Origin of the sequence: Vreelandella sp. F11, assembly GCF_042466685.1 — a bacterium.
Lineage (GTDB): Bacteria > Pseudomonadota > Gammaproteobacteria > Pseudomonadales > Halomonadaceae > Vreelandella.
In genome coordinates this window covers 2,795,903-2,808,247 of record NZ_CP170448.1, presented here as the reverse complement: position 1 = coordinate 2,808,247, position 12,345 = coordinate 2,795,903, and the positions used below count along the sequence as shown (strand labels likewise).

The window sequence follows — 12,345 nt, the reverse complement described above, 5'->3', positions numbered from 1 at the left end:
CTAACGGGGAAACCCCATGAGCGACGCTAGCCATCTAAACCGCATGCAGCGCAAAAAAGAGGTGATCGATGAGCGGATTAGCCGCGCCACCGAAGAGCGTGGCGTGCTGATCCTGCTCAAAGGCAACGGCAAGGGCAAAAGCAGCTCCGCCTTCGGCACCATGGCGCGCTCGTTGGGGCACGGCCAGCAGTGCGCGGTGATTCAGTTTATTAAAGGTCGTCGCGAAACCGGCGAGTACCTGTTCTTTCGCGATCACCCCAAGCTTGATTGGCACATTATGGGCCACGGCTTTACCTGGGAAACCCAGAACCGCGAGCGCGATATCGAAGCTGCCCAGGCCGCCTGGCTGGTCGCCAAAGGTCTGCTGGAAAATCCCGCTTATCACCTGATCGTGCTGGACGAGATGAGCTATATGTTCAAGTACGGCTATCTTGATCCCGAGCCCGTGGTTGAAGCGCTTAAGCGCCGCCCCGCCCATCAAAACGTAATCATTACCGGGCGCACCATGGCCACGCCGCTGCAGGAAATCGCCGATACCATCAGCACCGTTCAGGACGAACGCCACGCCTTTCGCGGTGGCGTCAAAGCGCAGCAGGGGATCGAATACTAATGAGTACGCCAGCCACGACTTGCCCCGCGCTGTTTCTATCCGCCCCCGCCTCAGGCCAGGGCAAAACCACCGTCACGGCAGGGTTGGCGCGGCTGCTGCGTAATCAAGGCAAAGTGGTGCGGGTGTTTAAGACCGGCCCAGACTATCTAGACCCGCAGATCCTCGCCCAGGCCTCCGGTCAGCCGGTGGATCAGCTGGATCTATGGATGGCCGGCGAAGCCTACTGTCGCCAGCGCTTTTATGACGCTGCCTGCGAAGCGGATTTGATTTTAGTGGAAGGCGCCATGGGGCTGTTCGACGGCGAGCCCTCCAGCGCGGATCTGGCGGCGCTGTTTGGCATTCCCCTGGCTATCGTTATGGATGTTAAAGGTATGGCCCAAACCGCCGCGGCGCTGGTCTCGGGGCTGGCCAGCTTTCGGGATGATATCCATATCGCCGGGCTGATCGCCAACGCCTGCGGCTCGGCGCGCCACCGTGAACTGATCGAAGACGCGCTGCCGCCATCGATTCCTTTGCTGGCCGCCGTGCCCCGCGATCCTTCTTTATCGCTCCCCGAGCGCCACCTTGGGCTGGTGCAAGCGGCGGAGATTCGTGAGGATCTGGAAGCGCGCTTTGAGGCGGGCGCCAAAGCGCTGGAAGCGGCAGGGCTGCTGGGAGCGCTTTCAGCACTGCCGCCGGTGACCTTTAGTGCGCCCCAAGAACAGCTCGCCGCCGTTCAGCCTGTGCTTACCGGCCACACCATTGGCGTGGCCAGCGATGCTGCTTTTAGCTTTATCTACCAGGCCAATTTGGATCTGTTAGAGCAGATGGGCGCCACGCTGCGTTTCTTCTCGCCGCTAACGGATAGCCAACTGCCCGAGTGCGATGCCCTGTGGCTGCCGGGGGGCTACCCGGAGCTGCACGCCCAAACGCTTGCCGATAACAGCGCCATGCGCGGAGCCATTCAGGGGTTCTTTAACGCCGATAAACCTATCCTAGCCGAGTGTGGAGGCCTGCTGTACTGCCTGGAAAGCCTCACCGGCTATGACGATGTGCCCCATACCCTGCTGGGCCTGTTGCCTGGGCAGGGCGCCATGCGCGGTCGCCGGGGCTGCCAGGGGATGCAAACCGCCGAACTGCCGGAAGGACCGGTGCGTGGCCATGCCCATCACCGCTCCATGGCGGAGGGCACCCCGGAGCCGATTGCCCACGGCCGCCGCCAGCGCCACCCCGCGCCGGGAGAGGCGATTTACCGTCAAAAGCGTCTGACAGCGACTTATTTACATCTGTTTTTTCCCAATAATCCTGACGCTGTGGCAAGGCTCTTTTCTGCCAGCCCGGCGTACTGCGAACCGCAACACAGCGAGGCATTTACCCATGCAGTTGAATAAGATTCCCGCCACAGTGGTTACCGGTTTTCTTGGCAGCGGCAAAACTACTCTGCTGGCCAATATTCTGCGTCAGGTGACCGGCAAACGGATCGCCGTGATCGTCAATGAGTTCGGCGAGCAGGATATCGACTCCAGCCTGCTTCGCAGCTGCGCGCTTGACTGCGAGCCGGGCAGCGAAGGCGGGCAGCTAGACGGTGAAGATGGCAGCATCTATGAGTTAGCCAACGGCTGTATTTGCTGCACGGTGGAAGAAGAGTTTTTGCCGGTAATGAAGAAGCTGGTCGCCCGCCGTAACGATATCGACCATATCCTGATCGAAACCAGCGGCTTGGCGCTGCCCAAGCCGCTGGTGCAGGCATTTAACTGGCCCGATGTGCGTCAGCACTGCACCGTGGATGCGATTATTACCGTGATCGACGGCCCCGCCGTGGCCGCTGGCCGCTATGCCAGTGACGTGGATAAAGTCGAAGCACAGCGCCGCGCCGATGAAAGTCTTGATCATGACCCCAGCCTGCGTGAGCTGCTTGATGATCAGCTCAGCGCGGCGGATCTGGTACTGGTCAGCAAGGCGGATCTACTCAGCTCGGAAGAGCGTGCTCGGGTGGAAACGGTGGTTCAGGCGCGGGTGAGTGCCTCGGTTAAAACGCTGTTTATCGATCAGACACTCACGGGCGATACCGCCCAGTTGGAAGCACTGATGGGCATCGGCGCGGCCAGCGAAGAGAGCATTGATAGCATCACTAATCACCACGATAAGCACCATGCCGAAGGCGCTCACCACGACCACGCCCACGATAACTTTGATTCCTGCGTGATCACCCTGGGCGAAGTGGATGGCGATGCTCTGGCCAGCAAACTGCAGCAGCTGCTGATAGACCACGAGATTTACCGTGTCAAGGGCTTTGCAGCGATTCCCGGTAAACCGATGCGCCGGGTCATTCAGGCGGTGGGCGAGCGCCTGGAAGGCTACTTCGACCGGCTGTGGGCCCAGGACGAAATCCGCCAAACCCAACTGGTGATTATTGGTAAAGACCTGGATATCCCAGCGCTGCGGGAAGCGCTAGCTGACATAGAGGTTCAAACGGCTAGCTAATGCACTTATTTGCCGCTAAGCCGGGGGGCTTTGTCGATGATGAAGGCATCATCGATCTACAGCAGAGCCCCGCCGAGGTCGTAATTCTCTCCGCCGCCGATAGCAATCTTTCGGCGCTGGCCCAGGCGGTCGATCGTCTGGGCGAGGCGTACCCCTCGGTGCGGCTAGCCAACTGGATGAACCTGGTAAAACCGGCCGCCTATGATCTCTACGAAGATCGGGTGCTGGAAAAGGCTCAGCTGGTCATCGTCTCGCTGCTGGGCGGCAAGGCCTACTGGCAGTACGGTCACGAACGTCTGCTGGCCTGGGCGGCAGCCAAACCCGGTCGCCAACTGATTCTGGTGCCGGGCTGCGACGCCCCGGATGATGCGCTTCTGGAAGACTCCACCATTGCCTTTGATGATGCCTACCGAGTGTGGCGCTATCTACGCGAGGGCGGTACTGATAACGCCGAGCAGCTGCTGCGCTTTGTCGCCAGCCAATATATGGCCAGCGAGAGCATAAATAGTGAGTTCGGCGACTGGCAGGAGCCCAAGGTGATTCCGCCAGCGGTGATTTATGCTTCGCAAGATCAGCAGGCTTCAAGCCTTAGCGAGTGGCGTGATTGTCAGGTGCCGGGGCGGCCGGTATGCCTGCTGCTGTTTTATCGCAGCCACCTGCAGGGGGCCAATACCGCCGTGCCCGACGGTATGATCGCGGCGCTTAAAGAGCAAGGTCTGGAGCCCTTGGCGGTGGCGGTGGCCTCCTTAAAAGAGGGGCCGTGCATTGATTTTATTAATCATCTGATTGAGCAGACCGGCGCCATGCTGGTGATTAACACCACCAGCTTTGCGGTCAATCGCAACGCCGATGGGTTGGATGCTTTGGGCGATACGCTGTCAACTGACCTGCAAAATAGCCTGTTTGTTGGGCGGCCCGTGGTGCTCCAGGCGATCCTTGCCAGTAGCACCACGGAAGATTGGCAGGGCATGGCCGCTGGGCTGCATAGCCGCGATGTGGCTATGCAGGTGGTGCTGCCGGAAATGGATGGGCGTATTATCACCCGGGCGGTGGGGTTTAAAGCCGAAGCCCACTACAACCAGCGCTGCCAACTGGCGGTCACCCACCACGTGGTGCACCCGGAGCGGGCCGCCTTTGTGGCCGAACTGGCACGGCGTATCTGCTCCCTGCGGCTCACCCCCAATAGCCAAAAGCGCATCGCGCTGATCATGGCCAACTACCCCAATCGCGATGGCCGGATCGGCAACGGGGTAGGGCTGGATACCCCCGCTTCAACGCTAAATATTTTGACTGAACTGGCCGAGGCGGGCTATCCCCTTAGCGAGCTGCCTGACAGTGGCGATGAGTTAATCCTTCTGCTCCAAGGCGCGGTAACCAACGATCACGCCAGCCTCGATCAGCGCGCCTGTTGGCAGAGCATCAGTGTGGATGACTACCTGGCCTGGTTTAAAACCCTTCCCGCTGAACTACAGGACATCGTCTGGACACGCTGGGGCGCCCCTCAGGATGACCCCAAATGCCGTCAAGGGAGGCTGATGATTGCGGGCATCCGCTTAGGCGACACCTTTGTGGGTATCCAGCCTGAGCGGGATTTTATTGATGATCTCACCCAGTCCTACCACGATATGCAGTTAGCGCCGCCCCACAGCTATCTGGCATTCTACTTCTGGCTGCGCGAGCACTATCAGGTCGATGCGGTTATCCACGTAGGCAAGCATGGTAATTTAGAGTGGCTGCCGGGGAAAAGTACCGCGCTAAGCGCCGACTGCTGGCCGGATATTGCCTTGGGGCCGCTGCCGCACTTTTATCCGTTTATCGTCAATGACCCAGGCGAAGGTGCCCAGGCGAAACGGCGCAGTCAGGCGGTGATTATCGACCACCTGATGCCGCCCCTGGCCCGGGCCGAGCTCTACGGCGCCATGGCCGAGCTTGAAGCACTTACCGACGAGTACTACCAGGCGCTGGATATGGATCCCCGCCGGGAAGCGCTGATCCGCGGGCAGATTTTAGCCCATCTGCGGGACACCGGCATCGATCAGGAGCTAGCTCATGCCAGCGATGACGCCGAACTTCTCAACGAGCTGGATACCTTTCTTTGCGATATCAAAGAGTCCCAGATTCGCCATGGTCTGCATGTGCTCGGCACGTTGCCACCTGAGGAGAAGCGGGCAGGCACTCTGGTGGCGCTACTGCGGCTGCCCAGGGGCGAAGCGGTGGCCCAGCGCGGCCTGCTGCACAATTTAGCCCGCGATTTAGGGTTGATTGAGCAGCATGATGGTAAGCCTTTTGACCCCCTGGCCGCTGCCAACGAGGCCTGGCAGGGCCCTAAGCCCGCTATGTTGATCGAACAACTTGATGCCCCTTGGCGCACTGGCGGGGATACTCGGGAGCGCCTGGAACTGCTCGCCGAGCGCTGGGTGAGCGACTACGTATTAGCGCCGGGCTGCCTGGACGAGCTGGCTCGGGATTACCCCGCCACGGCGGAGCAGCTGCGCTATGCCCGCGAGCACTTATGGGTCGCCATGCAGCGGGGCGTTAAGATGGAGCTTCAGTCGCTTTTGGATGGCCTTGAGGGCATCTTTGTGCCCGCCGGGCCCAGCGGTGCCCCCAGTCGGGGGCGGCTGGATACGCTGCCCACCGGGCGCAACTTTTTCAGCGTCGATAACCGCTCGATTCCATCGCCCGCCGCCTGGACGCTAGGCGAAAAATCCGCCCAGGCGTTTGTTGAGCGCTACCTGCAGGATAACGGCGATTACCCACGCCGGTTGGGCCTCTCGATTTGGGGCACCGCCACCATGCGCACCGGCGGCGATGATATTGCCCAGGCCTTTGCGCTGATGGGGGTGCGCCCAAAATGGTCGTTGGGCTCCCAGCGGGTCAGTGACTTCGAGGTCATTCCCTCGATGCTGCTCAATCGCCCGCGGGTAGACGTTACACTGCGGGTCTCCGGGTTTTTCCGCGATGCGTTTCCCAATGTGATTCGCCTGTTTGACGCCGCCGTGCAAGCGGTCGCCGCCTATGAGGAGCCGGGCAACAGCAACACCATTCGCGAGGCGGTGTTGGCCCGCCAAAAAACGCTGGAAGCCCAGGGGCTAAGCCCGGCAATGGCCGCCCAGCAGGCGAGCTACCGCATCTTTGGCAGCAAGCCCGGTGAGTATGGCGCGGGCTTGAACAGGCTGATTGAGAACCGCGCTTGGGAGAACGCCGACGATTTAGCCGACGCCTATCTGGATGCGGGGGCTTACGCCTACGGCCAGTTTAAGGAGTCGGGCACGGCCGCACGGGGTGCCTTTGAACAGCAGCTCCAAGGCCTGGATGCGGTAATGCAGAACCAGGATAACCGCGAGCACGATATTCTCGACTCCAACAGCTACTACGCCTTTCAGGGTGGGATGGCCAACGCCAGCCGGGCGCTCAGCGGTCAGGCGCCGGTGATTTATCACGCCGACCACGCCAATCCCGCCGCGCCCAAGATTCGCACCTTGAAGGAAGAGCTAGCCCGGGTGATTCGATCCCGGGTGTTGAACCCCAAATGGATCAACGCCATGCAAGAGCACGGCTATAAGGGCGCCTTTGAGATGGCCGCCACGGTGGACTACCTGTTTGCCTACGACGCCACCACCGATCTGGTGGCAGACTACCAGTATGCCCAGGTCAGCGATGCGCTGGTGCTCGACCCCGCCAATCAGCAGTTTCTGCGTGAGCACAACCCGGCAGCCCTAGAAGAGATGGCCGAACGGCTGCTCGAAGCCGCCCAGCGGGGCATGTGGCAAGCCCCCGGCGAGCACGGACAATCGCTGCAGGATCTGCTGTTGGAGATGGATGAAGCCAAAGAGACCAGCGGTTATGTTACCCAGCCCGCGCATTAAAGGCTGGTGCCCCGGCGCGTGGCGACCCATGGCCACCGGCGATGGCCTATTGGTAAGAGTGCGCCCGCCCATGGGGCAGCTTTCACGGCAACAGATGCTGGCGCTATGCGAAGCCGCCGAGACCTTCGGCAGTGGTTTGATCGAGCTCACCAGCCGCGCTAATTTCCAGCTGCGCGGCGTGACCGACACCAGCTGGCCGCCGTTAATGGCCTTTCTGGTTGAGCACCAGTTGGTCAGCGCCGACCCGGAAGCAGAACGCCAGCCGCAGCTGATGCTGGCGCCACACTGGCAAGCGGGGGATGACTCGCCTACCATTGCCAGCTTGCTGCAAGCACGGGGCAACGAATTAGCCGTCATGCCCGGCAAAGTGGGTATCGCCATCGATGCGGGAAAAGCGCCGGTATTGAGCGATAGCGCCGCCGATTTTCGCGTTGAGCGCTCAGTGGAAGGAGGCCTGCTGGTACGTGCCGATGGCCACCCATTAGGCACAGCAGTTAGCGATGCGGAAGCCGCCGTTGAGCAGCTAATCCGACTCACCCATTGGTTTGTGGAGAGCGGCGGCTGGGACGCCGGGCGTATGCGCCGCCATAAAGCGCCACTGCCGGAGTGGGCGCCCGCTGATATGGCCCCAGCGCCCCCCGGCGCTAAGCTGGCGCTGGGCAGCCATCCCGCTGGCCAGGTGGTGGGGCTGCCCTTTGGGCGTGCCACCGCCTCAATGCTGCGTGATTTGGTAGCGCCTGAGAGTGCTACCACCGTGCAGGTCACGCCCTGGCGGCGCCTGCTGATTAAACAGAAATTAGGGCAGGGCGATGCAGCGCCAGCGGTTGATGGCTTAATCCGGCATAATAGCGACCCGCGGCTATTGATGGATGCCTGCCCCGGCGCGCCGTACTGTGAGCAGGCGAGTGTCGCCACTCAGCCCCTTGCCGAGCGGCTAAGCGGCCTGAAAAATAGCAGCGTACATATATCCGGCTGCGCCAAAGGCTGTGCCCGCCGATCACCTTCCGATGTTTGTTTGGTAGGTGAGGTTGGCCGATTTAATCTTATTGTTAACGGCAATGCCGATAGCACGCCGGTTAAGAGAGGCCTCACGGAGGGTGAGGTGTTGGATTTTATTAGAAAGCTCAGCGAAAACAGTTAGGTTGATCGAAGTTAAAAATAGCGGCTTATATGCTAGATAGCTGAGTGCCAGGGCAGGTTGTAGCGAGGGTCTTTTTCCAGGGATGGAAAAAGTAGCGCCCAGGGACGGGTTCACAGCGCCCTCGCGGAAACCTGCCCTGGCACGGATACCTTGCAGACCAGCAACTGCGAATTAGTTTATTTGGAGAATTTGGGTGCCCTATAAGTATGAAACAAGCGGCCCGGCGATTTACCGGCAGTCATTTGCCATTATCCGCAGCGAGGCGGAGCTTGCCCGCTTTTCAGCGGAAGAAGAAACCGTTGCAGTGCGCATGATTCACGCCGCCGGGTTGGTGGAACTGGCCGCGCATATTCACTTTCAAAACGACGTGGTCAACAAAGCCCGCGCCGCTTTGGAGCAGGGCGCACCGATTCTATGCGATGCGCGGATGGTCTCCGAAGGCATCACCCGCAAGCGGCTGCCCGCGGATAACCAGGTCATCTGCACCCTTAACGATGAGCGCACCCCCACGCTCGCTCAGGAAATGGCCAATACCCGCTCGGCGGCGGCGCTGGAACTGTGGCGCCCCCATCTTCAAGGCGCCGTGGTCGCCATTGGCAACGCGCCTACCGCGCTTTTCCATCTACTCAATATACTCGAAGATCCAGACTGCCCACGCCCCGCAGCGATTATCGGCTGCCCGGTAGGCTTTGTGGGCGCAGCGGAATCCAAAGAAGCGCTGTTGGCGGCTACTGAACTCCCCAGCTGTATCGTGCGCGGCCGCCTGGGTGGCAGCGCGGTAACGGTAGCGGCTATTAACGCCATGGCGGATCGTATCGAATGACCCAAGGGACGATTTACGGGGTTGGCTTAGGGCCAGGCTGCCAGGACTTAATGAGCGTGCGCGCCGACCGCTTGATTCGCGGCGCCAGCCACGTGGCCTATTTTCGTAAGAAGGGTCGCTGCGGCCATGCCCGCACCATCGTGGAGGGCTTGATTGCACCAGATGCAACCGAGCTGCCCATGGAGTACCCGGTCACCACGGAAATCCCCTTTGACGACCCCCGCTACAATGAACTGCTATCAGCTTTCTATGAGCGCAGCGTGGCCCAACTGATCGAGATGGCCGAGGCCGGTTGCGATGTGGTGGTGCTGTGCGAAGGCGACCCGTTTTTCTACGGCTCCTTTATGCACCTCTACACGCGGCTACTGAACCGCGTGCCGGTCTCGGTGGTGCCGGGGATTACCGGTATGTCGGCGGCCTGGACGGCCACCGGCCAGCCGATTACCTGGGGTGATGACATCATGACCGTGCTGATGGCCACGTTACCGGAAGAGGCATTGGCTGAGCGCATCGCCCAAACCGACGCGCTGGTGGTAATGAAAATTGGCCGCAACCTGGCCAAACTGCGCCGGGCGCTGGTGCACGCGGGCCGTGAAGAGCAAGCCTGGCTAATCGAGTACGCCGCCATGACCCAACAGCGAGTTCTGCCCTTGAGAGAAGTGGGTGAGAGCGTGCCGTACTTCTCGATTGTACTGATTCACGGCAACGGACGGCGCCCATGAGCGGCTGGCTGAAAATCGTCGGCCTGGGGCCGGGGTCAGAAGCGATGATCACCCCCGAAGTCACGGCTGCGCTGCGGGATGCCACCGATGTGGTGGGCTACGTGCCCTACGTTAATCGGGTCGCGCCTAGAGCCGGGTTAATTCGCCACGGCTCAGACAATCGCGAAGAGATTCGCCGGGCAGAGCACGCGCTACAGCTGGCGCTTGAGGGCCACCGGGTAGTGGTGGTGTCTTCCGGCGACCCCGGCGTCTTTGCCATGGCGGCGGCGGTGTTTGAGGCCTTGGAAACCGGCGATGCTCAGTGGCGCACGCTGGATATCCAGGTACTGCCGGGCATTTCCGCCATGCTGGCGGCCAGTGCCAGCGTTGGCGCGCCGCTAGGCCACGACTTCTGCTGTATCAATCTATCCGACAACCTCAAGCCCTGGGCGCTGATTGAAAAACGCCTGCGCCTGGCCGCCGAGGCTGACTTCGCCATGGCGTTTTATAACCCCCGCTCCAAGGCGCGGCCCGAGGGCTTTGCGCGAACCCTGGAGGTACTGCGGGAAGCCTGCGGCCCGGATCGATTGATCATCTTCGCCCGGGCGGTTTCCACCCCGGAGGAGTCGATTCGCGTCACCACCCTAGGCGAGGCAACGCCGGAGATGGCCGATATGCGCACCCTGGTGATTATTGGTTCTCAGCAGACGCGCTTAATAGAAAGGGAAGTAGGGGTACCGCTGGTGTATACGCCCCGCTCTGCGGATTAAGAGTTGTCGCCGAGCCAGCTCATTACCTCGTCAACAGTATGAGCTTCAAGGCGAGATGGCAGTTGAGGCCGCTCGATCATCACCACAGGCAGGCCGAGCCTACGGGCAGCGGTGAGTTTGGAGGCCGCGCCTTCGCCGCCGGAGTTTTTACATACGATACGCTCAATCCGCTGGGTCTCCAGCAGGGCCATGTCGCCCTCCAGGGTAAAGGGGCCTCTATCGATCACGGCGGTATAATCAGCAAGCGAAAGCGGGCGGTCAGGCTGATCAACCAGGCGTAGCACGTAATGGTGCTGGGTCTGGGCGGCAAAGGCAGCCAGATGCATGCGGCCAATAGCGAGCAGTACACGCTGGGGCGGGCCAGCCAGGGCGCTAACCGCCTCGTCGACACTTGCCACGCTCTGCCACTGGTCGCCAACAACAGGTCGCCAGGCAGGCCGGGTAAAGGCAATGGCCTTAACGCCGCACTGGGCTGCAGCGGCGACGACGTTAGTACTCATCTGCGCAGCAAAAGGGTGGGTGGCATCAACAATATGGGTAATGTGCTCCTGGGCTAAAAAAGCAATAAGCCCACTTACGCCGCCAAAACCGCCAATGCGGGTGGGCAATGGCTGGGGTTTTGGCGAGCTTACCCGCCCGGCATAGCTGAAAATAGCGGGAAGGCCGCGCTTCGCGATAGCGTCGGCCAGGGCGCTGGCTTCAGTGGTTCCCCCAAGAATTAGGATTTTGATCATGGCTGAAATTTCTCACGCTCCAGTGGGTCAGGTTCCCTGGCTGACGCTATTAGGCTGGGGGGAGAGTGGCATAATGGGACTAAGCCCGGCAAGCCGCCAGGCGCTGGAAAATGCCCAGGTGGTATTCGGTGCACGCCGCCACTTACGCCTGCTGCCACACCTGAACGCTGACCTGAACACTGAGATGCATGAATGGCCGGTGCCCTTTGCCGAGGGCATTCCCATGCTGTTAGATCAGCGCGGCCGCCGAGTCGTTATGCTGGTCTCCGGCGACCCCTTCTGGTTTGGAGCGGGCACTTCCCTGTCACGCCACCTAGCGGCAGAGGAGTGGCAGGCGCTGCCATCACCCTCCACCTTTAGCCTGGCAGCCTCCCGATTGGGCTGGCCGTTGGAGCGCTGCACCTGCCTGGGCCTTCACGCCAAACCGCTAACGCGTATCCGCCCCTATCTCCATGCGGGCAGGCGTTTACTGGTGCTGATGAGAGACGGCGAGGCGGTGGCCGAGTTAGCGGCGCTGATGAAGAGCTTCGGCTTTGGCGACTCCCAGCTAACGCTGCTGGAATCACTAGGCGGTGCCAATGAGCGTATTCGCACCCTACGCATAGATACTGCCTTACCCGACGATATCGCCCACCCGGTTGCGGTAGCGCTGGACGTCGCAGGCCCCGGCCGCGCCTTACCGCTTACCCCCGGTCTGCCGGATCGCTTTTTTGACCACGACGGCCAGATCACCAAACAGACCATTCGCGCCATTACCCTGGCGGCGCTGGCACCCATGCCCGGCGAGCGGCTATGGGATATCGGCACCGGTTCAGGCTCTATCGCCATTGAGTGGCTGCTTACCCATGGGGATAATCAGGCTATCGGCTTTGAGCGCCACCCTGAACGGGCAGCCAGGGCACGAGCTAACGCAACCAACCTGGGCGTTGACTGGCTGGAGGTCAAAGAGGGCAGCGCAGTTGAGTTGCTAAACGAGGCTCCGCTGCCGGATGCGGTGTTTATCGGCGGCGGGTTATCCCAAGCGCTGTTAGACGCCTTATGGCAGCGCCTACCCAAAGGCGTGCGCATCGTCGCCAATGCGGTCACCCTGGAATCCGAAGCGCTGCTGGCTCACTGGCATCAGCAGGCGGGCGGCGAATTGCAGCGCCTTGAACTGGCTAACGCTGTCCCCATCGGCACTCGACGGGGCTGGAAAGCCAGCTACCCGATTGTGCAGTGGCGAGGCGTTCGATGA

At 61.1% G+C, this 12,345-nt stretch carries 10 protein-coding genes; 9 read left to right on the top strand and 1 reads right to left on the bottom strand.

Annotated features, from left to right (window positions below):
• Nucleotides 1–16: 16 nt before the first annotated feature.
• From cobO to cobJ, 8 genes are all read left to right on the top strand, one after another.
• A complete protein-coding gene (gene cobO, locus ACFIOZ_RS12900; RefSeq protein WP_386078308.1) occupies nt 17–610 on the top strand; it encodes a cob(I)yrinic acid a,c-diamide adenosyltransferase in 594 nt (197 codons plus the stop codon).
• Nucleotides 610–1,980, top strand: a complete 1,371-nt coding sequence (locus tag ACFIOZ_RS12895) for a cobyrinate a,c-diamide synthase (RefSeq protein ID WP_386078305.1) — start codon at nt 610–612, stop codon at nt 1,978–1,980. Before cobO ends, ACFIOZ_RS12895 begins: the two co-directional genes overlap by 1 nt.
• Nucleotides 1,967–3,073 (top strand): cobalamin biosynthesis protein CobW, encoded by a 1,107-nt coding sequence (gene cobW / locus ACFIOZ_RS12890; protein WP_386078303.1) that lies wholly within the window; start codon nt 1,967–1,969, stop codon nt 3,071–3,073. Before ACFIOZ_RS12895 ends, cobW begins: the two co-directional genes overlap by 14 nt.
• Nucleotides 3,073–6,942, top strand: a complete 3,870-nt coding sequence (gene cobN / locus ACFIOZ_RS12885; RefSeq protein ID WP_386078300.1) for a cobaltochelatase subunit CobN — start codon at nt 3,073–3,075, stop codon at nt 6,940–6,942. The genes cobW and cobN overlap by 1 nt, the downstream gene beginning before the upstream one ends.
• Nucleotides 6,920–8,083, top strand: coding sequence for a cobalamin biosynthesis protein CobG (locus ACFIOZ_RS12880; RefSeq protein WP_386078297.1), 1,164 nt, complete (start codon nt 6,920–6,922; stop codon nt 8,081–8,083). Before cobN ends, ACFIOZ_RS12880 begins: the two co-directional genes overlap by 23 nt.
• 193 nt (nt 8,084–8,276) lie before the next feature.
• On the top strand, nt 8,277–8,906 hold the full coding sequence (locus tag ACFIOZ_RS12875; RefSeq protein WP_386078294.1) for a precorrin-8X methylmutase: 630 nt from the start codon (nt 8,277–8,279) through the stop codon (nt 8,904–8,906).
• Nucleotides 8,903–9,628, top strand: coding sequence for a precorrin-2 C(20)-methyltransferase (locus ACFIOZ_RS12870; RefSeq protein WP_386078292.1), 726 nt, complete (start codon nt 8,903–8,905; stop codon nt 9,626–9,628). The genes ACFIOZ_RS12875 and ACFIOZ_RS12870 overlap by 4 nt, the downstream gene beginning before the upstream one ends.
• Nucleotides 9,625–10,377 carry a precorrin-3B C(17)-methyltransferase gene (gene cobJ / locus ACFIOZ_RS12865; protein ID WP_386078289.1) on the top strand — a complete coding sequence of 251 codons (753 nt, stop codon included), beginning with the start codon at nt 9,625–9,627 and terminating at the stop codon, nt 10,375–10,377. The genes ACFIOZ_RS12870 and cobJ overlap by 4 nt, the downstream gene beginning before the upstream one ends.
• Here cobJ and ACFIOZ_RS12860 read toward each other — a convergent pair.
• A complete protein-coding gene (locus tag ACFIOZ_RS12860) occupies nt 10,374–11,111 on the bottom strand; it encodes a cobalt-precorrin-6A reductase (protein WP_386078287.1) in 738 nt (245 codons plus the stop codon). The genes cobJ and ACFIOZ_RS12860 overlap by 4 nt on opposite strands.
• Between ACFIOZ_RS12860 and cbiE the strand changes: the two genes are divergently transcribed.
• Complete coding sequence (cbiE, locus tag ACFIOZ_RS12855) at nt 11,110–12,345, top strand: precorrin-6y C5,15-methyltransferase (decarboxylating) subunit CbiE (RefSeq protein ID WP_386078284.1); 1,236 nt, start codon at nt 11,110–11,112, stop codon at nt 12,343–12,345. The genes ACFIOZ_RS12860 and cbiE overlap by 2 nt on opposite strands.